The organism is Streptomyces doebereineriae (assembly GCF_031845645.1).
Lineage (GTDB): Bacteria > Actinomycetota > Actinomycetes > Streptomycetales > Streptomycetaceae > Streptomyces > Streptomyces canus.
On record NZ_JAVREZ010000016.1, the window covers coordinates 58,039 to 84,861 of the forward strand.

Genomic DNA, 26,823 nt, shown 5'->3' on the forward strand with positions numbered 1-26,823 from the left:
CCGATGCACATCCGTACGTCCTTCCCCTACGAGACGACCCACGACGATGTCCGCATCCCGCTGCCGGACGGGACGTTCCTGTACGCACGCGTGTGGCGGCCCCTCACCCCTGAACCGGTACCCGCGATCCTCGAATACCTGCCGTATCGCCTCACCGACTGGACCGCTCCCCGTGACTGGCAGCGCCACCCCTGGTACGCGGGCCACGGCTACGCCTCCGTGCGCGTCGACGTGCGCGGGCACGGCAACAGCGAGGGCGTGCCGGGTGACGAGTACTCCGCGACCGAGCTCGCCGACGGGGTCGAGGTCGTCAACTGGCTGGCCGCGCAGCCCTGGTGCGACGGCCGGGTCGGCATGTTCGGCATCGCCTGGGGCGGTTTCAACTCCCTCCGGATCGCGGCCCTCGCACCCGAGCCGCTCAAGGCGGTCGTCACGGTCTGCTCCACCGACGACCGCTATGACAACGACGTGCACTACATGGGTGGTTCCGTCCTCGCGGTGGACATGCACGCCTGGTCGGCGACGATGCTCGCCTACGTCTCCCGGCCGCCGGATCCGCTCCATGTCGGCGACGCCTGGCGGGACATGTGGCTGGGACGACTCGAACAGGTCGACCCGTTCATCCACACCTGGCTCGACCACCAGACGCGCGACGACTACTGGCGCCACGGCAGCGTCTGCGAGGACTACGGCGCGATCGACGCGGCCGTACTCGCGGTGGGCGGCTGGCACGACCCGTACCGCGACACGGTCCTCAGACTCGTCGAGCACCTCCCCGCCGAGCGCGTGCGGGGGCTCATCGGTCCGTGGTCCCACCAGTACCCGGACCGCGGCCTGCCGCCCGGCCCGGCGATCGGCTTCCTCCAGGAAACCCTGCGCTGGTGGGACCAGCACCTGAAGGGCGTCGACACCGGCGTCATGCGGGAACCGCTCCTGAGGGCCTACGTGAGCGACTCCCACCCCCCGGCCACGGTCTACGACACCCTGCCCGGCCGCTGGGTCGGCGAGCCGACGTGGCCTTCCCCGAACGTGACGACGGTGTCGTACGGCCTCCAGGGCCCTGCTGTCCTGGTCCGCTCCCCGCAGCACACGGGCGTGGACGCCGGCCGTTTCCTCCCGTTCGGGAACGGCGCCGACCTGCCGCCGGACCAGCGGGAGGAGGACGCGCGTTCGGCCTGCTTCGAGTTCGCGGTGGGTGAGGAGACGTGGGTCCTCGGACGGCCGCGGGTGCGGCTGAGGGTGACCTCGGAGGTGTCGCGCGGGCAGGTCGTCGCGCGGCTGTGCGATGTCGCCCCGGACGGGTCGTCGACCCTGGTCACGCGGGGCGTGCTGAACCTCTCGGCACGCCATGGGCGGGACCGGGCGGTGCCCTGGGAGCCGGGCGCGACGCAGGAGGTGAGCTTCGAACTGAACGGCATCGGGTACGCGTTCCCGCCCGGCCACCGCATCCGGCTCGCCGTCTCCTCGGCGTACTGGCCGTGGATCTGGCCGCAGCCCGGTTCGCAGGCGGGATTCGCACTGGAGCCCGCGGGGAGCTTCCTCGAACTGCCGGTACGCGCGCGTGAAGCCTCCTCGGACATCGCGTTCGAGGAGCCGGAGCAGTCCGAGCCGCTCGGCGTCAGCCACCCCGCGACCTTCGACGAGCCGCGCCCCGAGCGCCTGATCGTCCGTGACGTGGCCAAGGGTGAGTGGCGTCTCGAGGTCGCCCCGCGGTACGGCGGCACGCGCGTGTACCCCGACGGTCTGGAGTTCACCGAGGACGCGCTGGAGACGTACACGATCGACGAGCACGACCCGCTGTCCGCCCGCACCCGCTCGGACTGGTCGATCCGGCTGCACCGACCGGAGCTCGCCTGGGACGCGACCGTCCGGACCCGCTCGGAGATCACCTGCGACGGGACGGACTTCCACACCTCGAACGAGGTCGTCTGCACCGAGGGCGGTGAGGTGGTCTTCCACCGGACGTGGGAGAAGCGGATCCCACGGACGGGCGGTTGACCACGAGTTGGGCACTCTTGACCGTTTTACCCCTCTTGCGCTCGGCTGTGACTTGGCCCACGCGGGCAGGTGAACAGGCACCGATCCGGAATCTGTCGATCCGCCTTTGCCAAAGCGTCAGTTGAGCTTGGCGACCGCAAAGGATCAAGTGCCCCAAATGCCTCAGACCAAGGTCAATAGGCATCGCATGTGAATTCGCCACTTGTTCCGGACATGTGCTCTCGCATACGTTCCCGGCCTGTCGGGCGGACGCCGAATCCTGCCACCGCCCGTACACCCACCGAGAAACCAGGGCAGGAGCGGGGGACCCAGGTAAGCCGCCGGACCGGGCGTCTTCGGACATACCGGTACGGCTCGGGGTGAAGTCACGCCTTTCGTAGGCGTGGCCGGGCAACTCCAGCCCGAACCCGACAGCTCACCTCGCAGGCGCCGGAGAGGAACTTCGCCATGTCTGCTGCCGCTCAGCACCGACGTACCCGTACCAGCCGTCTCGTCCGCAAGCTCGCCGTCGCCGGCACCGGAGTCGCCGTGCTCGCGCTCCCCCTGATCGGCGCGACCAGCGCGTCCGCGGCCACCCCGACCGTGCAGACCGCGGCCACGCTCGGCTACCCCAACAACCTGGACGGCTGGATCCGCGCCTCGCTCGCCGTCATGGCGGAGCACGGGATTCCCGGCTCCTACGACAGCATCTACCGCAACATCATCCGTGAGTCCTCCGGCAACCCCTGGGCCATCAACCTCTGGGACTCCAACGCGGCCGCCGGCACCCCCTCCAAGGGCCTGCTCCAGGTGATCGACCCGACCTTCAACGCCTACCACGTGGCCAACACGTCGTGGGACCCGTACGACCCGGTCGCGAACATCACCGCGGCCTGCAACTACGCGGCCCAGCGCTACGGGTCCATCGACAATGTCTGGGGCGCCTACTAGGCCTCGGGAAACAGTCTTTCGAGGACGACGGCGATGCCGTCGTCCTCGTTCGACAGGGTCACCTCGTCGGCCACGGCCCTGAGTTCGGGGTGGGCGTTGGCCATCGCGACGCCGTGGGCCGCCCAGTCGAACATGGGGATGTCGTTGGGCATGTCGCCGAAGGCGATCGTCATCTCCGGTCCCAGGCCCAGGTGTTCGGCGGCCAGCGCGAGGCCCGTCGCCTTGGTGATGCCACATGGCTGGAGTTCGACGGTCCCGGGCCCCGACATGGTGACCGTGGCCAGCGAGCCCACCACCGAGCGCGCCGTCACCGCCAACTCGTCGTCGGACAGGTAGGGATGGCGCAGCAGCACCTTGCTGATCGGCTCGCACCACAGGTCGTCGCGCCGGCCGACCCGCACGGCCGGCAGGGTCGGATGGGGCATCAGATATCCCGGCTCGATGAGCGTGAGCCCGTCGACACCGTCCTGGTCGACGGCCGCGTACACCTGGCCGACCTCGGCCTCGATCTTCCCGAGCGCGGTCTCGGCCAGCTCCCGGTCCAGGGTCACCGACCACAGCAGACGGCCCGCACCGGCGTCGTACACCTGCGCGCCCTGCCCGCACACCGCGAGCCCCGTACTGCCCAGGTCGTCGAGCAGCGGCCGCACTCTGGGTGCCGGCCGTCCCGTCACGACGAGATGCCGGGCCCCCCTCGCGGCCACCCGCGCGAGCGCGGTCAACGACCGGTCGGAGAGGGTGTCGTCGGCGCGGAGCAGCGTGCCGTCCAGGTCGGTGGCGATCAGTGCATATGCGGGGGAGGCGGCCATGATCAGAGAATACGGATGGTTGGCCCCTGCGACTCGACGCGAACCGGACGGCTGCTGCTTTCACATCCGTTGACCACAGTTCCGGTTCCCGGGGTGCGGCAGTGCGGGACGGCCCGCCGGCCTGCGCCACGAGAGCGGGCAGGGTCGGGCGGGGGCATGTCCCGTGCGGCTCCGCCCTGTTGACGCGGCTGCCGGCCGGGGAGCGGCGCGCAACGGCCAAGGCCGGCGTGCGCCGCGTCGCCGTGCCCCCACCTGCGACGTGCGGCTCACCCAGCACACCGCGCCTCCAGCGGAGCGCCTACGCCGAGTCCCGGACCACCAGTTCCGTCGGGAGGATCACCCCGGCCGTGTCCTCGCCGGCGATCTGGGCGAGGAGCATGCGGACCATCTCGGCGCTGATGCGGTCGAAGGGCTGGCGCATGGTGGTGAGGGCGGGGGCGATGGCGGTGGCCGCGGGTGAGTCGTCGAAGCCGCCGACGGTGATGTCACCGGGGACCGAACGCCCGGCCTGCTGAAGGACGTTGACGACCCCCAGGGCCATGAGGTCGGAGGCGACGAAGACGGCGTCCATGTCGGGGGCCTGGGCCAGCAGGCGGCGGGCCGCCCGTTCGCCGCCGCTGCGCCGGAAGTCGCCCTCGACCACGAGCGCCGGGTCGTAGGGCAGGCCCGCCTCGGCGAGCACGTCCCGGTAGCCGGCCAGCCGGTCGGGACCGCCCGGCATGTCCAGCGGCCCGGTGACCATGCCGATGCGGCGCCGGCCCCCTGTGAGCAGATGGCGGACCATCTCCTGCGCGCCCTCACGGTCGGCGGCTGCCACGTAACTCACCTTGGAACCGAGCCCTATCGGCTTGCCGCAGACCACCAACGGGATCCCGGCGTCGTGGAGTTCGGCGGCGACCGGGTCTCCGCTGTGGTTGGAGAGCAGCAGCACGCCGTCGACGTGACCCGACGTGATGTACCGGGTCAGCCGGCGCCGGTCGTCGTCGCTCTCGGCCAGCATCAGCAGCAGCGGGATGTCGTGCTGGGCGAGCCGCTCGGTGCAACCCCGCAGCAGGACGTTGAAGTTGGGGTCCTCGAAGAACTTCTCCTGGGGTTCCGTCAGCAGGAACGCCACCGAGTCCGACCGGCCGGTACTGAGGCTGCGCGCGTGCCGGTTGACCACGTAACCGGTCTTCCTGATGGCGGCCTCCACGGACCGCCGGGCGGCCGGCGAGACGTAGTGGCCGCCGTTAAGGAAGCGGGAGACGGTGCCCCGCGAGACGCCCGCCTCCCGGGCCACGTCGTGGATGGTCGGGGGCCTTCGGCGTCCGTTCGCGCTGGTGGTCATGTTCCTCGTTCGTGAAAGTGGGTCCGGGGGCCTCAGGCCTTGACCGAGCCGCTGAGCAGGTCCAGGGACCAGAACCGCTGGATCACCAGGAAGAGCCCGATCAGCGGGAGGATCGCGAGCAGACAGCCGGTGATGACCAGGGTGTAGAGGGCCGGCTGCGAGGCGCCCTGCGCGAGCAGCGTGTAGAGGCCGAGGGTGATCGGGAACTTCTCGTCGTCGGCGAGCATCACGTAGGGCAGCAGGAAGTTGTTCCAGATGCCGACGAACTGGAAGAGGAACACCGTGATCAGGCCCGGCATCATCATCGGTACGGCGATCCGCGAGAAGATCCTCCACTCGCTCGCGCCGTCCATGCGGGCCGCCTCCATCAGCTCGGCGGGCACCGAGGCGGCCGCGTAGATGCGGACCAGGTAGACGCCGTACGGCGAGAGGATCGACGGCAGCAGCATCGACCAGTACGAGTCGGCCATGCCCAGCTTCGACAGCAGCAGGTACTGCGGTACGGCGAGCACGATGGACGGCACCAGGACGCCGGCCAGGATCATCTTGAAGATGGCCTCACGGCCCCGGAAGGCGAACCGGCCGAGCGCGTAGCCGCCGGCGGCGGAGACCGCGGCCGAGAGCAGGGCGCCGAAACCGGCGTAGAAGGCCGAGTTGGCCATCCACCTCCAGAAGATGCCGTCGCGGTAGTCCGTCAGGTCGCTCAGGTTCTGGAGGAAGCCGCTGCCGGGCGCGAAGGTGAAGGTGGAGAAGAGCTCCGACCGGTCCTTGGTCGCCGCGATGACCACCCAGGCGATGGGGATCAGGCAGTACAGGGCGCCGAGGAGCAGCACGATCGTCGGCACCCAGGCCGTACGCCGTGCTTTGGCGGCCCTGCCGTTGGTGTCGGCGGTGAGGGTGAGGGGGGTCATGCCCGGTCCTCCCGGGTGTAGCGGTCGGAGATGCGCAGCAGGGTGAAGGAGAGGACGAACGTGGCCAGGGCCAGGACGACCGCGGTGGCGGAGGCACCGTAGATGTCGGACTGCAGGAAGGCCTTGTCGTAGATGGCCATCAGAGGGCTCCACGAGCTGGGCAGGCCGTTGGTGAGCGGCTTGAGGGCCATCGGCTCGGTGAAGACCTGGAGGGTGGCGATCACCGAGAAGAAGAAGGTGAGCACCAGGGAGGGCATCACGATCGGGATCTTGATCCGCAGGGCGATGTTGAGGTTCGACGCGCCGTCGATCCGGGCCGCCTCGTAGATGTCCGGCGGGATCGCCCGCAGGGCGGTGTAGATGACGATCATGTTGAAGCCGGTGCCGCCCCAGACCGCGATGTTCGCGAAGGAGAGGTAGAGGTTGCCGCCGTCGAACAGGTCGGGCTGCGGGAGGCCGAACTTGTCGAGCAGGTAGTAGAAGGGGCTGACGTCCGGCAGGTAGAGGAAGCCCCACATCAGGGCGGCGATGATGCCCGGCACCGCATAGGGCAGGAAGATCATCAGCCGGGCGAAGGGCGCGCTGCGCGCCTTCGGGGTGTCCAGCATCAGCGCGAACAGCAGCGCGAGCCCCAGCATGGTCGGGATGACGATGAGGCCGTAGCCGAAGGCGCGCAGGACGCTGTGGCCGAACTCGGAGTCCTTGAGGACGTCGGTGTAGTTGCCGATGCCGTTCCAGACCTGTGAGCGGGCACCCTTGCCGAGGCCGATGCCCTTGACCTGGACCCTGTGCAGGCTCAGCCAGATCGCGTACCCGATGGGCACCACGGTGAAGGCGGCGAAGAGCGTCAGGGTGGGCACCAGGAACCAGTACGGTGCGCTGCGGCCACGACCACGGCGGCGGGGGCGGCGGGGGCGGACGGACTGGGCGGTGCCGGTGCCGTCCGCCAAGGGCCCGACCTCGTTGAGGTCGGAGCCCTTGAGCGGAGCGCTGGTCATGCCTCGGTCACCTCGAAGCCCTGCTTCTTCATGTCGCCGAAGGTCTTCGACTGCACGGTGGCGAGGGCGGAGTCGAACTGGGACTCCTTCTTCGCCTTGGTGGCCTTGCCGAACGCGTCCTGGAAGGTGGTGTAGGCCGTGTTGACGTTGGGGCCCCAGGCCGCGGCGGCGGTGGTCGCGGCGATCTCGCCGGCGGTCGTGTAGAAGTCCGCCTGGTTGGAGAAGAACTCCGGCGTGGTGAGGACGTTCCCGGACTGGCCCTTGGTGGCGGCCGGGTAGATCGCGACCTCCTTGACCAGGGCGGCCAGCGCCTCCGGGTCGGTGTTCAGCCAGGTGGCGAACTTGGCGGCGGCCTCGGCGTGCTTGGAGTCGGTGGAGACACCGGTGGAGGAACCGCCCCAGCTGCCGGTGACGTTCTCGCCGGACTTCCACTGCGGCAGCGGGGCCATGCGCCACTTGCCCTTGGTGTCGGGGGCGGAGGAGACCAGCACACCGGGCGCCCATACGGCGGAGACCCAGGCCAGGTGGGTGCCCTTGTTGAGGGCGTTGTTCCAGGCCGGGGTGTACATCGGCTGGTTGTCGATGACGCCCTCCTGCACCAGGCCGCCCCAGAACTCGGCGACCTGCTTGGTGGCCGCGTCGTCGATGCCGACGGTCCACTTGCCGGCCGAGTCGACGGTCCACCACTTGCCGCCGGACTGCTGGGCGAGGCCCGCGAACAGACCGGGGTCGTTGGAGGAGAAGGTGGTCAAGTAGGCGTCCGGGACGGCCTTCTTGGCCGCGCGGGCGGTCTCGGCGAACTCCGTCCAGGTCTTCGGGACGGTCAGGCCGTGCTTCTTGAAGAGGTCCTCGCGGTAGTAGAACATCAGCGGCCCGGCGTCCTGCGGGATCGCGTAGAGCGCGTCCGTGCCGAGGGTGACCATGCCCCACAGGCCCTCGGCGAACTCGGACTTGGTGCTGCCCGCGTACTTGGTGATGTCGGCCAGGACGTCGTTGGAGACCAGGGTCGGCAGGGACTGGTACTCGACCTGGATGAGGTCGGGGGCGTTGCCGGCCTTCTTCGCGGTGATCAGCTTGGAGACGATCTCGCCGCCGCTGGCCTGCTTGGACACGGTCACCGTGATGTCCGGGTTCTTCTTGTTCCAGATCGCGGCGACCTTCTCCATGTTCGGAGCCCAGGACCAGTAGGTCAGCTTGACCGGTCCGCTGCTCCCGCCGGAGTCCTTGTCGTCGGAACCGCCGCAGGCGGCGAGGGTGCTCGTGAGGCCGAGGGCTGTGGCCCCGGCAAGGATGCTGCGCCTGCTGATCTGGCGGCGGTTGATCGACATCTACATCTCCCCTGACTTGGAACCAGCCGTCCCGCACGTCCCGCGTACGCGGCAACCGCCGTGGGGGGAGGTTCTGCGGACGTGACCGAGAGGCTGTGCGCGAGGGCCGCGCGGCTCTGTGATCGTGCACAGTAGAGAATTGTTTCGGCCCCTTGTCAATGGCGGGGGCGTGGGGTTACCTACTTGTTGCTCGCCGATGACAGGGGCGAGGGGAGCTGTGCACGATCACAGAAAATGAGGGTTTTCTGTGATCGTCAGGCGTTACGCCGACTCCCCTCGCCCCGCTTCCCGGCCTACCCCCGGCCGCCGAAGTCACCGCAGAGCCGGCATCCCCGTGACCGTCCGCGAAAGGACCCCTTGACATGCGCAGACGCAGTGTTCTCACCGCTGCCGGAGCCGCCGCGCTGGCCGTTCCGGCGCTGGGGGCTACCCAGGCCGTGGCCGCTCCCGGCGCGTCCGGCCCTTCCGGCGCGTCCGACGGCCGTCGCCTGAAGATCCGGGGCGTCGACATCTCCTCGCTGCCGAAGAACGAGGACCACGGCGCCGTGTACCGCACGGCCGACGGCCACCGCGAGGACCCGGTCCGCCTGCTCGCTCAGGCCGGCGTCACCCACGCCCGCCTGAAGGTGTGGGTGAACCCGGCCGACGGCTACAACAACAAGGCGCACATCCTGCCGCTCGCCAGGCGCCTCAAGCGGGCCGGGGTCGGCATCTGGATCGACTTCCACTACTCGGACAGCTGGGCCGACCCGGCCCACCAGACCAAGCCGGCCGCCTGGGCGGACCTGGACGTGGCGGGCCTGACGCGCGCGGTGTACGACCACACCGCCGACGTCCTGGGAGCACTGAAGCGGCAGGGCACCCCGGCTCAACTCGTGCAGATCGGCAACGAGTTGAACGGCGGCCTGATCTGGCCCGAGGGCAACTGGGAGCACTTCGACACCATGACCGCCTTCCTCAAGGCCGGTCTGAGCGCGGCCCGCGACACCACCCCGCGGGTCCGCACGATCCTGCACCTGGCGAACGGCGGCGACAACGGGCTGTACCGCTGGTGGTTCGACAACATGGTGGCGTACGGCGTCGACTTCGACATCATCGGGCTCTCCTACTACCCGTTCTGGCACGGCCCGATCGCGAACGCGGCCGCCAACATGGCCGACATCACCGCGCGTTACGGCAAGCCGTGTGTGATAGCCGAGACGGCGTACCCGTTCACGCTGGAGAGCGAGGACGACGTCAACGACATCCTGAACGACCCCTCGCAGCTGACCGAGGGCTTCCCCGCCACACCGGCGGGCCAGGCCGCGTGGCTGCGCACGGTGGCCGACCTCGCTGCCGGTGTGCCGGACGGGCAGGGGCTGGGCTACTGCTACTGGGAGGGCCTGTGGACCTACCGCGCGGGCAGCGGCTGGGACCCGACGGACTCCTCCTCGGGCAACGCGTGGGAGAACCTGGCGCTGTTCGACTTCCAGGACCGGGCGCTGCCGGGGCTGCGGACACTGGGGCGCTACCGGGACTAATTCGCAGTGCTCGGGCCTTCAGGCCGGGGGTGAAGTGAGTCTGAAGGTTGCGACGCGGAGCGTCGCGGTGTCGTTGCGGCGGAGTCGGACGGTGCGCAGGGGGCGGTGATGGTTCGAGCGAATTTTCCCTCTGGTGACGCTTGTGCGCCTGTACCCGGATGCCTCCCAGCGCACCGCGCTGGCCAAGGCGTTCGGGTGCGCCCGTGTCGTGTTCAACGACGCGGTGCGCGCCCGTGAGAGTGCCCGCACGGCGGGCCTGCCGTTCCCGAAGGCCGGCGAGCTGTCCACCCGCCTGATCACCCAGGCCAAGCAGACCGCTTCGCGGGCGTGGCTGGGCGAGGTGTCTGCGGTGGTGCTCCAGCAGTCCCTGCGCGACGCGGAGCGGGCATACAAGAACTTCTTCGCCTCCCTCAAGGGCACCCGCAAGGGCACCCGGCTGGGCGCTCCGCGCTTGAAGTCCCGCAAGGACCGGCGTCAGCCGATCCGGTTCACCGCCAACGCCCGCTGGCACATCGACAAAGCCGGGCGGCTGAATCTGCCGAAGGTCGGGGCGGTGAAGGTGAAGTGGTCCCGCTCCCTGCCCCCCACCCCGTCCTCGGTCACTGTGATCAAGGACTCGGCCGGACGGTACTTCGCCTCCTTCGTCATCACCACCGCCCCGGCCGCCGACGCCGCCCGCATGCCCGACAGCGACCAGCAGACCGGCATCGACCTGGGGCTGACGCACTTCGCGATCCTGTCCGACGGCACAAAGATCGACTCCCCGCGGTTCCTCAGACGGGCGGAGAAGAAACTCAAGAAAGCCCAGCGGGAGCTGTCCCGCAAACAGAAAGGCAGCAAGAACCGGAACAAAGCCCGCCTCAAGGTCGCCCGCGCCCATGCCCACGTGGCCGATGCGCGCCGCGAGTTCCACCACCAGCTCTCCACGAAGCTGATCCGCGAGAATCAAGCGATCGGCGTGGAGGACCTGGCGGTCAAGGCACTGGCGCGCACCCCACTGGCCAAGAGTGTGCACGATGCGGGCTGGTCACAGTTCGTGGCCATGCTGGAGTACAAGGCCCAGCGGTACGGGCGCACCCTGGTCAAGATCGGCCGGTTCGTGCCCACGTCCCAGACCTGCTCGGTCTGCGACACCGTGGACGGGCCCAAACCCCTCCACATCCGGGAGTGGACCTGTCCCGCCTGCGGCACGGTCCTCGACCGGGACATCAACTCCGCACGCAATGTGAAGAAGGCCGCCGGACTGGCGGTGCCAGCCTGTGGAGCGCCGGTAAGACCAGAACCCGTTCTGGCACAGCGCGACGAAGCAGGAAGCCACGGATTCCCGTCCGGACCCCGTGCCGCGTAGCGGCACAGAACCCGGCCGAGAAGGCCAGAATCCTCGGGCTTCAGCCCGAAGAGCAAGTCAACGGTTGTAGGACGGGCCGCCGCCGCGGGGTGTAGTCGGCTACCCCCCGCATACGCCGGGCAGCTCCCTCGTGGCGGTGGGCGGGCGACGGAATCGTGGACGGTATCGAATCCGCCCCGAGAAAGGGTTGGCCACAGCCATGCGCCGTAGCCTCACCATCGCCACCGCCCTGACCGCCGTCGCCCTCACCGCCGTCCTCGCCACCGGGTGCGACCCCGACGACGTGGACAACTCCCTGGACTGCGTGTCGAACGCCGACACGATCGCCGACAGCGTCAAGGCCATCCACGAGGCCGGCTGGGACGCGGTGAAGGACCCCTCGAGGACCGCCGCATCCATCGCCACGATCGACAAGAACGTCGACGAGATCAACAAGGCCCACGACGACTCGGCCGGCAGCAAGGTCGACAAGGCCGTCAAGGACCTCGACCAGGCGATCGAGGACTACAACAGGTCCATCCTCGACGGAGACACCCACCCGGACACCGGCAGGATCGACGCGGCGGCCGACCGGTTGAAGGAGGTCTGCGCGTCGTGAGGCTTGCCGTGGGCTGCCAACAGGTGACGTTTGCCCGTCAGTAGCGGCTCCCGTGCGTGCTCTCGGCGTGCCGGGCGTCGCGACGAGGCGAACGCTGCCTGCCGGGACGCTAGCCGTGGGCCGCCGCCAAATGCCGGGCGAGCCTCGGGGAGGCGAATTCCGTGCCGCAGACGAAGCGCATCACCGGGCCGTAGGACGCCGCGGCCGGCAGGCCGGTGAAGTACAGGCCCGGTACGGAGGAGACGTATCCGGCGCCGAGCCTGGGCGTGCCCCGGCTGACGGCGAGGGCGGTGCGCAGTTCGTGCCCGAGGAAGCCCATCGCGGCGAGGTCGACGCGGTAGCCGGTGGCCGCGATGACGTGGTCGGCGGCGAGGCGGTCCATGGTCCCGGCGTCGGTGAGGACCTCCAGGCTCGGGTGCCCCTGTGACGTGTCCGCCTTGAGGATGCGCTCCACCTCGGTGACCCGCACCTTCCCCTCGAAGCGGTCGCGCAGCCACCACGCGCCGAGCGGGCCGAGGACCCGTCGGACCAGGAAGTGACGGGTGCCGGCCGGGAGGTGGCGGTAGGGGTGCGGGTAGTAGGTCAGGGCCCACAGCGACCAGGCCCGGCCGAAGGGCGACTCGGGGCGCAGCCTGGGCTGCTTCCACGGCGGTGCGCCGAAGGCCACGCTGCCGCGGCCACGGGCGACCACCCTGACCTGCGCGCCTGCCTCCGCGGCCAGGGCGGCCGTCTCCAGCGCGGACTGCCCGGCGCCGACGACGATCAGCTCCTTGCCGGAGTAGCGGGAGAGGTCGTGGTGCTGGGAGCTGTGGGACATCGGGCCGGTCGGGGCGGGGCCGTCGGGTGCGGCGGCGGCCAGCTCCGGGGGCAGGTGGGAGAGCCCCGACAGACCGGTGGCGACGACGACCGCCCGCGCGGTGAACGACTCCCCCGAGTCGAGCTTGAGCTGGAAACCCCCCTGCTCGCTCCGGTCCACGGACACCACCCGCACCTGTTCCAGCTCGGGCACCAGCTTCTGCTGGAACCACTGGCCGTAGGCGATGAAGGTCTCCACGGGGACGATGTCCTCGTCCGTCACCAGCCGGCGGATCCCCGCCGCGTCGCAGTAGTCGACGAGGGTGTGCCCGGGCTGGGGCGCGTCGAGGTTGGAGGCGGCCGGGGTCGACTTGAGGAGCATGCCCGCGGGCATGTGGTCGCGCCAGCTGACCATGGGGTCGCCGAAGACGCGCACGGGTATGCCGCGCGCCCGCAGATGGGCCGCGGTCGACAGGCCGAAGGGCCCGGCGCCGATGATTGCTACCGGATGGATCACGAAGTCCCTCCCCAGGACGTCACTTCGTCACTTCGTGGTGGTTCCGCTGTTCAGCTGGTCGCGCTGCCGCGGCGGTTGGCCCGCCACAGCTGGTGGAGATGCTTGGCGCCCGGCCGTACGAAGCGCCCGAGCATCGTGAGGAACGGCAGCGGGTCGTCACCCGCGAACCAGGCCAGCTCGGTCCCGCTGGGCCGCTTCGGCGCGTGCGGTGTCGTATAGCCGCTGCGGCGGTAGGCGAGCAGGGCGGGCAGGTCGATGTTCTCCACGACATAGCGGTGACCGGCGCGCTGTTCCCCCTCCGGAACGGCCCGCCCGGTCAGATCCAGGTGCATGGCGCGGACGACGTCCACCGCCGACTCGCTCTCGAAGAGTCGGAACTGGGCGCCCATGCGTGGGTTGAAGTCGAGCAGTTTGTACTGACCGTCGCGCCGGTCGAAGCGCAGGTCGAGGTCGATGATGCCGGTGTAGCCGATCTGTTTGATGAAACGTGCGGCGAGGTCCGCGAGTTCTGGGTTGTCGACGACGTACGCGTTGGCCGTCATGCCCGCGTGCGGCGGCCAGGAGCGCACCTTGACGCCGGTGAAGATGGCCAGCGGTGTGGAGTCGCGGTCGAAGTAGGCGTGCACGATCCAGTCCTCGGCCTCCTCTCGCGGCAGGTACTCCTGGAGGATCACCCCGGGCCGCTCGCCCCAGTCACGGGCGAGGGCGAGCAGCCCTTCGCGGGTGGCGATGCGTGTGGTGCCGCCCACCGCGGGCCGCCGGCGCCGTACGAACGCCTCGCGGTTCTTGGCCACCACCGGGAAACGGGCCTTCTCGGCGAAGTCCACGATGTCGTCGTACGACTGCGGGAAGGCGGCCTCCGGGCTCGCGATCCCGTGTTCCACGCAGAGTTCGTGCAGGCCCTGTTTGCTGGCCAGCCGGCGCGGCAGGCCGGGCTGCACGGGCGGGAAGAGGAAGCGGCCGAAGAGGTCGCTCTGGTGCTCGGCGATCAGGACCGCCGCCTCTTCGTCGGTCGGTACGAGGACGGTGGGGCGGCCGATGCGGCGCCCGATCCGGATCAGTCCCTCGATCAGCCGGCCCGGGTCCTCGGTGCCGGTCGTCGGCCAGACGAACGCGCGGGTGAGGTACCGGGAGACGGCCGCGGGCGTGCAGCGGTCCTCCGTGATGGCGTACATGGGCACGCCGAGGCGGCCCAGACTGCGGATCGCGCCGACTCCGCCGTGGTGCAGCGGGTAGTCGCCGAACTTGACGATCAGGGCCGGTACCTCACGATCGGCCTCGAATGGCACACTGTTCGCGCTCCTGGCCACGGTCCCCCCACGCGTCCCCCAACGGACGTGACCCCACCCATCCCGTCCGTACTCGCAAAGGACGCTAAGCCGGAATGGAAGCCTCCGAGTGCCCCTTAACGGGACATTGCGAACTCTTTAGTCGCCTTGCTGCCCCTTGAGGCACTGCCGCGACAGGCGACTCGGACGTAACGTGTGCCGCGACCACCTGCACCGCACGGCATGCGCGAGAGTGAGGCAGCACCCCATGCCCCCCTTCGATGTCCCCTTCGACGTGCCCGAGGGCGACCCCTTCGGCCCGCACAACCTCCCCTACGGAGTGTTCTCGCCGACGGGTTCGTCCGACCGGACCGTCGGCGTCCGCCTCGGTGACCACGTCCTCGACGCGGGCGCGGCGGCCGCCGCCCTCGGTTCCCCGTACGTCTCCCTGCTCGCCCGGCCCTCCCTGCGCCCGCTCCTCGCCGCCGGCCGCACGGCCTGGTCGGACGTGCGGCGCGCGCTCACCGCGTGGGTGACCGTGCCGGCGCACCAGGAGGCCGTCGCGGGGTTCTTCCACCCGCTGTCGTCGGTCGACCTCCATCTCCCCTTCGAGGTCGCGGACTACGTCGACTTCTACGCCTCCGAGAACCACGCGCGAAACGTCGGCCAGATGTTCCGGCCCGACGCCGCCGACTCCCTGACCCCCAACTGGAAGCACCTGCCAATCGGGTACCACGGCCGCGCGGGCACGGTGGTGGTGTCGGGGACGGATGTCGTACGGCCGTCGGGGCAGCGGAAGGCCCCCTCCGACGCCTCTCCCGTCTTCGGTCCGTCCGTGCGGCTCGACATCGAGGCGGAGGTCGGTTTCGTGGTCGGGACGCCCTCGGAGCTGGGCCGGCCGGTCGGGCTCGACGGCTTCCGGGAGCACGTCTTCGGGCTCTGCCTGCTCAACGACTGGTCCGCGCGGGACATCCAGGCCTGGGAGTACGTCCCCCTCGGCCCGTTCCTCGGCAAGTCCTTCGCCACGTCGGTGTCGGCGTGGATCACCCCGCTGGACGCGCTGGAGGAGGCGCGGGTGGCGCCGCCGGAGCGGACGCACGAGCTCCTGCCGTATCTGGACGACACCGCTTCCGACGTGGAACCCGGGGGCTACGACCTGCGGATCTCCGTCGCGGTCAACGGCCACGTCGTGTCGGAGCCGCCGTTCTCCACCATGTACTGGACTGCGGCCCAGCAGCTGGCCCACATGACGGTGAACGGGGCGTCGCTGAGGACGGGTGACCTGTACGGCTCGGGAACGGTGAGCGGGCCCTCGGCGGGCGAGCGGGGTTCGCTGCTGGAGCTGACCTGGAACGGCCGGGACGTGCTCGAACTCCCCGACGGGAAGCGGACGTTCCTGGAGGACGGGGACGTGGTGACGCTGTCGGCGTGGGCTCCCGGTCCGGGCGGGGTCCGGGTGGGGCTGGGGGAAGTGACGGGGCGGGTGGTGTCCGGGGAGGTGTGAGGCGTCCGGTGCTGTTCGAGTCCTGCCGTAGGGCGTCCGCTCACGGCATACTGGCGGCGGGCGGCATACGTGGGACGACGTATCGCCCGCCCCGCAGCACCTCACCACCCTGCCTCACCTTCCCTGTCTCCGATCAGGATGCGGAGCCCGTGGCATGACTCTCTGCCTGCTCCTGCTGAGCACCGTCGCCGTAGCGGCCGCCGTGCCGGTGCCGCGTGCGCTCACCCGGTCCGCGTGGCCCGAACGGGAACCGGTGGTCGGGCTGTGGGTGTGGCAGTGCCTGGTCGCCACGGTGCTGCTGTGCTGTCTGACGGCGCTGGTGCTGGGGGCGGCGGCGGTCTTCCACACGGTCCGCGACCATGTGTTCGCCCCGGCGCCGCCGGCCGTGACCGCGGCGTACGACCTCTCGGCGGCGCCGCTCTGGGCGGTCACCCTGACCCTGCTGCTGGCGGGCGGGGCCGCGTGGACCACGGCGATGCTGGCCCGTGAACTGGTCGAGGCCCGTCGGCGCCAGGGGGTCGCCCGTGAGCATCTGCGGGAGCGCGCGCCGGATCTGCCGGCCGGGCTGGGCGCTGTCGCGCGCGGTCCGCTGCTGGTGTTGGAGGACGAGTATCCGGACGCCTGGTGGATGCCGGGGAATCCGCCGCAGCTGATCGTGACGACCGGTGCGCTGCACCGGCTGACCGATCACCAGCTGGACGCCGTCCTCACCCACGAGCGCGGACATGCGCGGGCCCGCCACGACTGGCTGCTCCATCTGTCTACCGCGCTGGCCACGGGATTTCCCCGGGTGCCGCTCTTCGCCCACTTCTGCGACCAGACGCACCGCCTGGTGGAACTGGCGGCGGACGACACGGCGTCACGGCGGTGCGGGCACCTGACGACGGCGTTGGCGCTGATCGAGCTGAACCAGCATCGGGGGGTGCTGTCGTGCGCCTCCAGTCATCGGTTGCTGGGTGAGCGGGTGGACCGTCTGCTGGAGCCGCCGCCGAGGTTGTTGCGGCGGCAGAGGGCGTTGACCACGGCGATGGCTTCACTGGTGCCGTTGCTGCCGCTGCTGATCGTCTTCGGTCCGGGGTTGTCGGCGCTGGTGTAGCGGGGTCAGGTGGCACATCTCACCCCACAGCTGCAGAAACCGCAGGTCAGCCACCAAACCGTCACACCGTCAGGTGGCGCAACAATCCGGCAACACTGCTTTTCCTACCAGCTCGGTATGGTTCCAGCCATGCCACCCACCGACCGCATCCGGGACCACGCCGGCCAAGGCGCGACCACCGTCGCCGCCCGCGCCCGGCGCCGGCTGCGTGCGGACCAGGCACGACAACTCGCCGACCTCCTGCGCCACCAGCTCCTGACCGGCGGCTTCGAGGACGGCACCCTCCCCCACGAGACGACCCTCGCCACCGACTACCGCGCCTCCCGCAACACGGTCCGCCAAGCCCTGGACCTGCTCCGCGCCGAAGGCCTGGTCGAACGCCTCCCCGGCGTCGGCACCGTGGTCGTGGGCCAGAAGTACCCCCATGGCCTGGACCGTCTGATGGGCCTCGCGGAAACCCTGCGCGAACACGGCACGGTCACCAACGAGGTCCGCACGATGGGCCCGGCCCCCGCCCCCCACCCGGTGGCCCAGCGCCTCCAGATCGCCCCCGGCACCGACGTCCTCTACATCGAACGCCTGCGCCGCCTGAACGGCCTCCCCCTCTCCCTCGACCTCACCTACATCCCCCTCGACATCGGCACCGCCCTGCTCGGCGCCGACCTGGAGAACACCGACGTCTTCCGCCTCCTGGAGACGATCACCGGCCAGGGCCTCGGCCACGCCGAGATCACCCTGGAGGCGGTGAACGCGGACGCCCACTCCGCCGCCGTACTGGAAGCCCCGCGCGGCGCGGCCGTCCTGATGCTGGAACGCCTCACCCACCTCGCCGACGGCCGCCCCGTCGACCTGGAGTTCATCCGCTTCCGCGGCGACCGCATCACGATGAGCGGTCTGCTGCACCGCTCCCTCTGACCTCTTTCCGAGCCGTTTCCTGGAGACAGCCATGCCCTTGGCGCCCCAGCGGGCCGATGTGCCCGTGACCATCGACGAGTCGAAGTGCATCGACGGCTGCACGCTCTGCGTGGACATGTGCCCGCTGGACTCCCTGGCCATCGACACCAGCAGCGGCAAGGCCTACATGCACGTCGACGAGTGCTGGTACTGCGGCCCGTGCGCGGCCCGCTGTCCCACCGGAGCCGTCACGGTCAACATGCCCTATCTGCTCCGGTGAGAGGTCCAGAAATCCCATGAAACACAAACCGGTTGTCGCCGCACTGCTGCTGTTCGCGCCGCTGACGGCCTGCGGCAGTGCCCAGGCGGGCGACAGTTCCACGGTCACCGTCACCGTCGGCTACCAGTCCAAGACCATCAACACGGTCACGGCCGGGACGCTGCTTCGCTCGCTCGGCTACTTCGAGAAGCAGCTCAACTCCCTCCACGACGGCCACACCTACAAGGTCGACTGGCAGGACTACGCCACCGGCGCCCCCATCACCGCCCAGATGACCGCCGGGAAGATCGACATCGGCTCGATGGGCGACTTCCCGCTCCTCATCAACGCGGCCCGCGGCAAGCAGCTCGGCAAGCCCACCCGCCTGGTCTCGGTCACCGGCTACAACCTGCGCGGCGGCCTCAACACGATCGTCACCTCCCCGAACTCGAAACTGAACTCCCTCGGCGACCTGAAGGGCAAGAAGGTTTCCACGAGCGTCGGCTCCGCCGCCGACGGCACCCTCGTACGGGCCCTCCAGCGCGCCGACATCGACCCCGACAAGGGCATCGAGAAGCTCAACCAGCAGCCCGCGGTGGGCGCTTCGGCCCTGTCGGCGGGCAGCACTGACGCCCTGTCGCAGTTCGTCGCCTGGCCCGGTCTGCTCGCCTACCAGGGCAAGGCGAAGGCGCTCTACGACGGTGCCGAGCTGGACCTCCCCACCTTCCACGGCGTCACCGCCCGCGAGGACTTCGCGAAGCAGCGGCCGACGGTCCTGGAGGCGTTCCTCAAAGCCCAGGCCGAGGCCACCGACTACCTCAACACCCACCCGGTCGGCGCCGCCGAGTCGGTCGCCAAGGCCACCGGCCTGCCCGCCGAGGTCGTCTACCTCTACAACGGCGCCCACGGCATCGCCACCTTCGACCCGGCGATCAAACCCCAGCTCGTCTCCGCCCTGAAGCAGGACGTCTCGGTCCTGAAGGCGGCCAAGCTCACCGGTGACGTGGACGTGGATTCCTTCGTCGACGACCAGTACGTCAGGAAGGCCCTCGGGTCCGACTACGCGGCTCGCCTCACCACGAAGCCGTCCGCCTCCGCGAGCGAGGTCTGGCCCAAGGGCGCCTCCAAGACCCAGAGCTTCAAGACGCCCGCCGAACTCCTCGCGTACGTCTCCGCCCACAAGGACGGCATCCGCGCCGCCTACGTCCCCGACGCCACCACCGGCACCCTCTGGTTCGCCGACAAGGCGGTCTGGGTGGCCGACGGCGACGAACTGCTGCCCTTCGTCGCCCCGGAGACCGCGCGGGCCTACGTCTCCGCGCACGGCGGCGCCCGGGTCGTCACGTACGCCGAGGCGCTGGAGCAGGCGTCGTGAGCGGGAAGTCGCGCGCGAGCCGGGGCCGGGGGGTGCCCCGGCTCGGCCGGTACGCGCTGCGGGCGGCCTCGCTCGCGGTCGCCCTCGGCGTGTGGCAGCTGCTGACCAGTCTCGACATCGACCTGTGGCTGCGCTTCTCGCAGTTCCCCACGGTCGCCGACGTGGCCCGCACCTTCGCCGACCGGCTGTCCGGCCCGGACTACTGGACGGACCTCACCGACAGCCTCACCCGCATCCTCACCGGTTTCCTGCTGGCCGCGGTGCTCGGTGTGGCGGCGGGCGTGCTCGTGGCGCGCTCCCGCCTCGCCGAGGACCTGCTCGGCCCGGTCCTGGAGGTCGTCCGCCCGATCCCCGCGATCGCCCTGGTCCCCGTCGCGATCCTGCTGTTCCCCTCCAACGAACAGGGCATCGTCTTCATCACCTTCACCGCCGCCTTCTTCCCCGTCCTGGTCTCCACCCGGCACGCGGTCCGCGCGCTGACCCCCGGGTGGGAGGAGGCGGTGCTGACCATGGGCGGCGGCCGGTGGCGGATCCTCGCCTCGGTCGTCCTGCCGGGCGCCCTGCCGGGCATCTTCGGCGGCCTGTCCGTCGGCATCGGCGTGTCGTGGATCTGTGTGATCTCCGCCGAGATGATCTCCGGCCAGTACGGCGTCGGCTACCGCACCTGGCAGGACTACACCGTCGTCAACTACGCGGGTGTCTTCGTCGGCATGGTCACCATCGGCGTCCTCGGCTGGCTCACCTCCACCGCCGTGGAACTCCTGGGCCGCCGCCTGACGCGATGGCTGCCGAGGACGTCGTACGTCGCCGCCGGCCGAGCTCCGCGGCGGGTGAACCGTGCCGCGGCCGCCGTACCGGTGAGCCCCACGACTCAGGAGGGCGTGCCCCATGACCAGCTCGTCTGACGTCCGTTCGGCCGCCCGCGCCGGCGCGGCACTGGCGCTGCGCGGCGCCGCCCTCGGGCGGCCCGACGTGCCCGTGCTCGACGGAGTGGACCTCGTGGTGGCTCCCGGCGAGATCCTGACCCTCGTCGGGCCCTCCGGATGCGGCAAGTCGACGCTGCTGCGCACGCTGGCCGGACTGCTGTCGCCGCTTACCGGAGAGGTCAGCCAGGACGGACGCCCGCTGACCGGCCCCGCCGCCGACCGCGCCCTGATCTTCCAGGAGGACGCCCTCCTGCCCTGGCGCACCCTGCGCGCGAACGTCGAACTCCCGCTCGCCATCAAGGGGGTGCCGCGTGCGGAGCGCAGGCGGCAGGCGGAGGCGTGGCTGGAGCGCGTCGGACTGGCCGACCACGCCCGGCAGTTGCCGCACCGCGTCTCCGGCGGACAGCGCCAGCGCGCCCAGCTGGCCCGCGCCCTCGCGGGAGCGCCGCGCGCCGTCCTCATGGACGAACCCTTCGGCGCCCTGGACGCCCAGACCCGCGCCGGAATGCAGGACCTCCTCGTCGAGGTACTGCGGGGCACCGGGGCCACCGTCGTCTTCGTCACCCACGACGTGGACGAGGCCCTCTTCCTGGGCGACCGGGTCGCGCTCATCGGCTCCGGCCGCCTGACCGCCGTACGCGACGTGCCCCGCCCGCGTGACCGCACGGCCCACGACGACCCGGCACGCCTGGCGCTGCGGCGCGACGTCCTCTCCTCGCTCGGTACCTGAAAGGCCCCCCGGTGACCACCTCCGTGAACCCGCCCCTGGAGATCCCCGCGCTCACCGACGCCGAGGAACTCACCTGCGACGTCCTTGTCATCGGCGGCGGCACCGCCGGCACCATGGCCGCCCTGACCGCCGCCGAGCACGGCGCGGACGTCATCCTGCTGGAGAAGGCCCACGTCCGGCACTCCGGCGCCCTCGCCATGGGCATGGACGGCGTCAACAACGCGGTCATCCCCGGCCGTGCCGAACCGGACGACTACGTCGCCGAGATCACCCGCGCCAACGACGGCATCGTCGACCAGTCCACCGTCCGCCAGACCGCCACGCGCGGCTTCGGCATGGTGCAGCGCCTGGAGTCGTACGGCGTGAAGTTCGAGAAGGACGAGCACGGCGACTACGCGGTCCGCCAGGTCCATCGCTCCGGTTCGTACGTGCTGCCGATGCCGGAGGGCAAGGACGTCAAAAAGGTGCTGTACCGGCAGCTGCGGCGGCGCGAGATGCGGGAGCGGATCCGCATCGAGAACCGGGTGATGCCGGTGCGGGTGCTGACCTCTCCCGAGGACGGCCGTGCGGTGGGCGCGGTCGGCTTCAACACGCGTACGGGCGCGTTCGTCACGGTCCGCGCGGGCGCGGTGATCCTGGCGACCGGCGCCTGCGGCCGCCTGGGCCTGCCCGCCTCCGGCTACCTGTACGGCACCTACGAGAACCCGACCAACGCGGGCGACGGCTACGCCATGGCCTACCACGCGGGAGCCGAGCTCACCGGCATCGAGTGCTTCCAGATCAACCCGCTGATCAAGGACTACAACGGGCCCGCCTGCGCGTACGTCGCCAACCCCTTCGGCGGCTACCAGGTCAACCGGCACGGCGAGCGCTTCGTCGACTCCGACTACTGGTCCGGCCAGATGATGGCCGAGTTCGCGGCGGAGGTCGCGTCCGACCGGGGGCCCGTGTACCTGAAACTGAGCCACCTCCCCGAGGAGTCGATCTCGTCCCTGGAGTCGATCCTGCACTCCACGGAACGGCCCACGCGAGGCACGTTCCACGAAGGCCGCGGTCACGACTACCGCACCCACGACATCGAGATGCACATCTCCGAGATCGGCCTGTGCGGCGGCCACTCGGCCTCCGGCGTCCGCGTCGACGACCACGCCCGTACGACCGTCCCCCGGCTCTACGCGGCCGGCGACCTGGCCTGCGTCCCGCACAACTACATGATCGGCGCCTTCGTCTTCGGTGACCTGGCGGGCGCGGACGCCTCCCAGTACGCGCCGTACGAAGGGGAGTTGCCGCTCGACCAGCTCCGCGAGGCGCACGAACTGATCTACCGCCCGCTGCGCAACCCGGACGGCCCGCCGCAGCCCCAGGTCGAGTACAAGCTCCGCCGCTTCGTGAACGACTACGTGGCCCCGCCGAAGTCGGGGGCGCGGCTGTCGCTGGCCCTGGAGTCCTTCGAGCGGATGCGCACCGACATCGCCTCGATGGGTGCCCGCACCGCGCACGAGCTGATGCGCTGCGCCGAGGTCTCCTTCATCCGCGACTGCGCCGAGATGGCCGCGCGCGCCTCCCTCGCCCGCACGGAGTCCCGCTGGGGCCTCTACCACGAGCGTCTCGACCACCCCCATCGCGACGACGCCTCCTGGTTCCACCACCTCGACCTGCACAAGTCCCCCTCCGGTGCGATGGAGTTCACGGCCCGTCCCGTGGCTCCCTATCTGGTTCCGATCGACGAGTTCACCCCCGTCGGCGGCGCCTCCCGGCACCTCGGCGAGGTGCACGCCGAGGTGGTGGCGACAGCGGGCGCGCGGGAGGTGGCCCCGGTCGCCGTCGGGCAGTTCGGTGCCACGAGCGACACGGCCGCCGACCGCCCCGCTGCCGACACCGTGACGGACGCCCCGGTCTCACCCGCCCCGGACTCTTCCGCCCCGGTCTCACCCCGTCTGCTCGAACTCCTCGCTCTCGCCGAACAGGAACCCGAACTCACCATCGTCCGGACCTACTTGTCCGATCCCGAGCCCGCTGTCCGCCGTACGGCCGTCACCGTCCTGACGGAGACCGCGCCACCGGGGACCGGGCCGGTCCTCGCCAAAGCCCTCACCGACCACGACCCCGGCGTCCGTGCCGCCGCGGCCGCGTCCCTGCGCGAACTCGTCGAGACTCTCCCGCCCGAGCCCGCCCTCCGCGAGGGCCTCGCCGCCGCCCTGGCCGAGTCCGACCCGGTCGTCCGCGCCGCCGCCCTGGACGTGTTGCGGGCCCTGCGCCTCGGCGACACGGCGCTGTTCGCCGGGGCCCTCACCGACCCGGACATCGCCGTCCGCATCGAGGCCGTCCGTGCCCTCGTCTCGGTGGACGCCGCCGTGGAACTCGCCCACGCGGCGACGACCGACCCGTCCCGCGAGGTCCGCGTGACGATCGCCAAGGCACTGGCCACGGTGTCGGCGGAACGCCCGCTCGACGACGTCCTCGACGCCTTGGCCCGTCTCACCGACGACGCCGACGCCCTGGTACGGGGGGCCGCTTACGCAGCGCTCGGCACCACCGGCTGCCCCGCACCCCTCGCCACCCGCGCCGTCGCCGCCCTGTCGGCCGCCGCGTGGCAGGTCAGGTCGGGTGCCGCGACGGCGCTGTCCGCCGCCGGTTCCGACGTGGCCGTCCCCGCCCTCGCGAAAGCCCTCGCCGACCCGAACGCCGACGTCCGCAAGGCCGCCGTCCTCGCCCTGACCCGGCACACGAGCAACAACGACGCCCGCGCGGCCCTGGCCACGGCGACGACGGACTCGGACGCGGACGTCAGGGCGTATGCGGCGCGGGCCTTGTGAGGTGACGTAAGGCCTGCGCGACACAGCCGACGCGCGCCCCGCGCCGGAGCCGGAGCCCGGTGGCGGCTATATCCAGTCGTCCTCGGGCGCCGGTTCCGCGTCCATCTCGGGCCAGTGGTCCGCGCCGGGATCCGCGTCGCCGGCCTGGTCCGGTGTCTTCGCGGCCGCACCGCCGTCGGCCAGCCCGGCTAGAACCTCGATCACACCCTCCCCGTACGTCACGAGCTTCTTCTCACCGACCCCGCCGACGCTTCCGAGCTGCGTCACGGACGTGGGCCACACCGTGACGATCTCCCTGAGCGTGGCGTCGTGGAAGATGACGTACGCCGGGACGCCCTGCTCACGGGCCTGCTCGGCGCGCCAGGCCCGCAGTGCCTCGAACGCCGGCACCAGCGCCTCTGGCAGCTCGGCCACGACGGCCTTGGCCTTGCCCCGACCGGAAGAGGACGAGGAGCCCTTGGCGCTCACCGGCTTCATCGGTTCCTTGCGCAGCGGCACCTCCCGCTCCCGCCGCAGCACCGCACCGCTCGCCTCGGTCAGCACCAGCGTGCCGTAGTCCCCTTCGACCGCGAGCAGTCCCTGGGCCAGCAACTGCCGTACGACACCTCGCCATTCGCCCTCGGACAGCTCCTCGCCGATGCCGAAGACCGACAGTTGGTCGTGGTCGAACTGGATGACCTTGGCGGTGCGCTTGCCGAGCAGGATGTCGACGATCTGCACGGCCCCGAACTTCTGCCCGCGCTCCCGCTGCAGCCGCACCACCGTCGAGAGCAGCTTCTGGGCGGCGACCGTGCCGTCCCAGGTCTCCGGTGGTGTGAGGCAGGTGTCGCAGTTGCCGCAGCCCGTCGGCTCCGGTTCCTGGCCGAAGTAGTTCAGGAGCTGTCCGCGCCTGCACTGGGCGGTCTCGCACAGCGCCAGCATCGAGTCCAGGTGAGCGGCGGCCCGGCGCCGGAACGCCTCGTCGCCCTCGCTCGACTGGATCATCTTGCGCTGCTGTATGACGTCGTTGAGGCCGTAGGCCATCCAGGCCGTGGACGCCAGTCCGTCACGCCCCGCGCGGCCCGTCTCCTGGTAGTAACCCTCGACCGACTTGGGCAGGTCGAGGTGAGCGACGAAGCGGACGTCCGGCTTGTCGATGCCCATGCCGAAGGCGATGGTCGCCACCACGACCAGGCCGTCCTCGCGCAGGAAGCGGGACTGGTGGGCGGCGCGGGTGCCCCCGTCCAGGCCCGCGTGGTACGGGACCGCCTCGATGCCGTTGCGGGAGAGGAACTCGGCCGTGGCCTCCACCGACTTGCGGGAGAGGCAGTACACGATGCCCGCGTCGCCCGCGTGCTCCTCGCGCAGGAAGGCCAGCAGCTGCTTCTTGGGGTCGGCCTTCGGCACGATCCGGTACTGGATGTTGGGCCGGTCGAAGCTCGCCTCGAAGTGCCGGGCCGTCGGCATGTTCAGCCGCTGGGTGAGCTCGTCGTGCGTGGCACGCGTGGCCGTCGCGGTGAGCGCGATCCGCGGAACGTCGGGCCAGCGCTCGCCGAGCACCGACAGCGTCAGATAGTCGGGACGGAAGTCGTGGCCCCACTGCGAGACGCAGTGCGCCTCGTCGATGGCGAAGACGGCGATCTTGCCGCGGGAGAGCAGGTCCTGGGTGGCGTCCAGCCGCAGCCGCTCCGGCGCGAGGTAGAGCAGGTCCAGCTCTCCGGCCAGGAACTCGGCCTCCACCACGCGGCGCTCGTCGAAGTCCTGCGTGGAGTTCATGAACCCGGCGCGCACGCCGAGCGCCCTGAGCGCGTTCACCTGGTCCTGCATCAGCGCGATGAGCGGTGAGACGACGATGCCCGTGCCGGGCCTGACCAGGGACGGAATCTGGTAGCACAGCGACTTGCCGCCGCCGGTCGGCATGAGCACGACGGCGTCGCCGCCGGCCACCACATGCTCGATGATCTCTTCCTGCTCGCCGCGGAAGGCGTCGTATCCGAAGACCCGGTGCAGCGTGGCCAGTGCCTCGCTGTCGCTCGTGTCCGCTGTCCCGGTGATCCCTGGCATCTCGCTGATACCGCCCATCCCGCCCATAGTCCCGTCCCCCGTACGTCGTCCCTCGACCACTGCCTCCACGATAGGTGCCGGGACCGACAGCGTCGGAGTTATCCACAGGCCGGGCCTGTGACGTTCCGTGGTCATTCGAATGGCCTCTGCCACATGGCGCATTCGTTCGAGGCGGGGACATGCTGCTGGGGCGGGCCGGGGAGACCCGCTCCCCTCGCCACGGGCCGGCGCCCCGTGCGCGCGCCTCGCCCGCCTCAAGGAGAACCACCATGGCCCCTCGGCCCCTGAAGGCAGTGCTCACCGTCGCGGCGGCGGCGGCCTTCTCACTGACCGCCGCACCCGCACAGGCAGCCGACCCGGACCCGCTCATCTGGACCGAGCTGGCCAGGACATACGTTGCCACCGGCATGTACGCCTACGAGCCGTACGCCGTCGCCGACGGTTACGCCCCCACGAGCTGCGTGCCCGGCATGGGCTACCACTACGTCAACGAGGAGAACGTCGGGGAGACGGACCCCGACAGGCCCGCGGCGCTCCTCTACGAGAACGACCCGGACGGGCTCCGGCTCGTCGCCGTGGAGTGGGTCGTGAAGGCCGAGTCGGGTGTCACCCCGCCGACGATGTTCGGCCAGACGTTCCAGGTACCGGAGGACGTGTCCGACGTGGGCTCCGGCTACACCCTGCGCGCCTGGCTCTACAAGCCGAACCCGAGCGGTCTCTTCAACCCCACGCACCCCGACGTGACGTGTCCGGCGACCCCGGCCCCCTGAGCGTACGCAACGGGCCCCGGCTCCCTTCGAGGGAGCCGGGGCCCGTTGCGTGAACACGGTTCA

22 protein-coding genes and 1 riboswitch are annotated in these 26,823 nt (G+C 70.6%); of the genes, 14 read left to right on the top strand and 8 right to left on the bottom strand.

Annotated elements, in window-relative coordinates:
* Positions 1–3: 3 nt before the first annotated feature.
* Both RNB18_RS36150 and RNB18_RS36155 read left to right on the top strand, forming a co-directional pair.
* Entirely contained in the window at positions 4–1,998 is a 1,995-nt protein-coding gene (locus RNB18_RS36150) for a CocE/NonD family hydrolase (protein WP_311718304.1), read from the top strand.
* 268 nt (positions 1,999–2,266) lie between these two features.
* Positions 2,267–2,442, top strand: a riboswitch (cyclic di-AMP (ydaO/yuaA leader).
* Between the two features lie 3 nt (positions 2,443–2,445).
* The gene (locus RNB18_RS36155) at positions 2,446–2,928 is read left to right on the top strand and encodes a transglycosylase SLT domain-containing protein (RefSeq protein ID WP_057607977.1); all 483 of its coding nucleotides are present in this window, start codon (positions 2,446–2,448) and stop codon (positions 2,926–2,928) included.
* On the opposite strand, the gene RNB18_RS36160 is transcribed toward RNB18_RS36155, so the two are convergent.
* From RNB18_RS36160 to RNB18_RS36180, 5 genes are all read right to left on the bottom strand, one after another.
* On the bottom strand, positions 2,925–3,737 hold the full coding sequence (locus tag RNB18_RS36160; RefSeq protein ID WP_311718305.1) for an HAD family hydrolase: 813 nt from the start codon (positions 3,735–3,737) through the stop codon (positions 2,925–2,927). The two genes, RNB18_RS36155 and RNB18_RS36160, sit on opposite strands and share 4 nt — an antisense overlap.
* Before the next feature lie 298 nt (positions 3,738–4,035).
* On the bottom strand, positions 4,036–5,064 hold the full coding sequence (locus RNB18_RS36165; RefSeq protein ID WP_266560895.1) for a LacI family DNA-binding transcriptional regulator: 1,029 nt from the start codon (positions 5,062–5,064) through the stop codon (positions 4,036–4,038).
* A gap of 32 nt (positions 5,065–5,096) precedes the next feature.
* A complete protein-coding gene (locus RNB18_RS36170; protein WP_311718306.1) occupies positions 5,097–5,975 on the bottom strand; it encodes a carbohydrate ABC transporter permease in 879 nt (292 codons plus the stop codon).
* The gene (locus tag RNB18_RS36175; RefSeq protein WP_311718307.1) at positions 5,972–6,973 is read right to left on the bottom strand and encodes a carbohydrate ABC transporter permease; all 1,002 of its coding nucleotides are present in this window, start codon (positions 6,971–6,973) and stop codon (positions 5,972–5,974) included. The genes RNB18_RS36170 and RNB18_RS36175 overlap by 4 nt, the downstream gene beginning before the upstream one ends.
* Positions 6,970–8,301, bottom strand: coding sequence for an ABC transporter substrate-binding protein (locus RNB18_RS36180; RefSeq protein ID WP_311718309.1), 1,332 nt, complete (start codon positions 8,299–8,301; stop codon positions 6,970–6,972). Before RNB18_RS36180 ends, RNB18_RS36175 begins: the two co-directional genes overlap by 4 nt.
* 362 nt (positions 8,302–8,663) lie before the next feature.
* On the opposite strand from RNB18_RS36180, the gene RNB18_RS36185 reads away from it, so the two are divergent.
* The 3 genes from RNB18_RS36185 (at position 8,664) to RNB18_RS36195 (ending at position 11,767) form a co-directional block, all read left to right on the top strand.
* Positions 8,664–9,821 carry a glycoside hydrolase family 53 protein gene (locus tag RNB18_RS36185; RefSeq protein WP_311718310.1) on the top strand — a complete coding sequence of 386 codons (1,158 nt, stop codon included), beginning with the start codon at positions 8,664–8,666 and terminating at the stop codon, positions 9,819–9,821.
* A gap of 133 nt (positions 9,822–9,954) precedes the next feature.
* Positions 9,955–11,169, top strand: a complete 1,215-nt coding sequence (locus RNB18_RS36190; RefSeq protein ID WP_311718312.1) for an RNA-guided endonuclease InsQ/TnpB family protein — start codon at positions 9,955–9,957, stop codon at positions 11,167–11,169.
* A 199-nt stretch (positions 11,170–11,368) separates the two neighbouring features.
* On the top strand, positions 11,369–11,767 hold the full coding sequence (locus tag RNB18_RS36195; protein WP_311718313.1) for a hypothetical protein: 399 nt from the start codon (positions 11,369–11,371) through the stop codon (positions 11,765–11,767).
* A gap of 109 nt (positions 11,768–11,876) precedes the next feature.
* Here the strand turns inward: RNB18_RS36195 and RNB18_RS36200 are convergent, their stop codons facing one another.
* Both RNB18_RS36200 and RNB18_RS36205 read right to left on the bottom strand, forming a co-directional pair.
* Positions 11,877–13,079 (bottom strand): FAD-dependent oxidoreductase, encoded by a 1,203-nt coding sequence (locus RNB18_RS36200; RefSeq protein WP_311718314.1) that lies wholly within the window; start codon positions 13,077–13,079, stop codon positions 11,877–11,879.
* 50 nt (positions 13,080–13,129) lie between these two features.
* Entirely contained in the window at positions 13,130–14,368 is a 1,239-nt protein-coding gene (locus tag RNB18_RS36205) for a carboxylate--amine ligase (protein WP_311718315.1), read from the bottom strand.
* Between the two features lie 247 nt (positions 14,369–14,615).
* On the opposite strand from RNB18_RS36205, the gene fahA reads away from it, so the two are divergent.
* The 8 genes from fahA (at position 14,616) to RNB18_RS36245 (ending at position 23,947) form a co-directional block, all read left to right on the top strand.
* On the top strand, positions 14,616–15,851 hold the full coding sequence (gene fahA, locus RNB18_RS36210) for a fumarylacetoacetase (protein WP_311718316.1): 1,236 nt from the start codon (positions 14,616–14,618) through the stop codon (positions 15,849–15,851).
* Positions 15,852–16,005: 154 nt separating this feature from the next.
* Entirely contained in the window at positions 16,006–16,947 is a 942-nt protein-coding gene (locus RNB18_RS36215; RefSeq protein ID WP_311718318.1) for a M56 family metallopeptidase, read from the top strand.
* 129 nt (positions 16,948–17,076) lie between these two features.
* Positions 17,077–17,862, top strand: a complete 786-nt coding sequence (locus RNB18_RS36220) for a GntR family transcriptional regulator (RefSeq protein WP_311718319.1) — start codon at positions 17,077–17,079, stop codon at positions 17,860–17,862.
* Between the two features lie 31 nt (positions 17,863–17,893).
* Positions 17,894–18,121 (top strand): 4Fe-4S dicluster domain-containing protein, encoded by a 228-nt coding sequence (locus RNB18_RS36225; RefSeq protein WP_018568287.1) that lies wholly within the window; start codon positions 17,894–17,896, stop codon positions 18,119–18,121.
* A 16-nt stretch (positions 18,122–18,137) separates the two neighbouring features.
* A complete protein-coding gene (locus RNB18_RS36230; protein WP_311718320.1) occupies positions 18,138–19,475 on the top strand; it encodes an ABC transporter substrate-binding protein in 1,338 nt (445 codons plus the stop codon).
* Positions 19,472–20,380 carry an ABC transporter permease gene (locus tag RNB18_RS36235; protein ID WP_311718322.1) on the top strand — a complete coding sequence of 303 codons (909 nt, stop codon included), beginning with the start codon at positions 19,472–19,474 and terminating at the stop codon, positions 20,378–20,380. The genes RNB18_RS36230 and RNB18_RS36235 overlap by 4 nt, the downstream gene beginning before the upstream one ends.
* Positions 20,364–21,131 carry an ABC transporter ATP-binding protein gene (locus RNB18_RS36240; protein ID WP_311718323.1) on the top strand — a complete coding sequence of 256 codons (768 nt, stop codon included), beginning with the start codon at positions 20,364–20,366 and terminating at the stop codon, positions 21,129–21,131. The genes RNB18_RS36235 and RNB18_RS36240 overlap by 17 nt, the downstream gene beginning before the upstream one ends.
* A gap of 11 nt (positions 21,132–21,142) precedes the next feature.
* Positions 21,143–23,947, top strand: coding sequence for a fumarate reductase/succinate dehydrogenase flavoprotein subunit (locus RNB18_RS36245; protein WP_311718324.1), 2,805 nt, complete (start codon positions 21,143–21,145; stop codon positions 23,945–23,947).
* Between the two features lie 66 nt (positions 23,948–24,013).
* On the opposite strand, the gene recQ is transcribed toward RNB18_RS36245, so the two are convergent.
* Positions 24,014–26,017, bottom strand: coding sequence for a DNA helicase RecQ (gene recQ, locus RNB18_RS36250; RefSeq protein WP_311718479.1), 2,004 nt, complete (start codon positions 26,015–26,017; stop codon positions 24,014–24,016).
* A 242-nt stretch (positions 26,018–26,259) separates the two neighbouring features.
* Between recQ and RNB18_RS36255 the strand changes: the two genes are divergently transcribed.
* Positions 26,260–26,760: a hypothetical protein gene (locus RNB18_RS36255; RefSeq protein ID WP_311718326.1), complete on the top strand. Its 501-nt coding sequence runs from the start codon at positions 26,260–26,262 to the stop codon at positions 26,758–26,760.
* Positions 26,761–26,823: the final 63 nt, after the last annotated feature.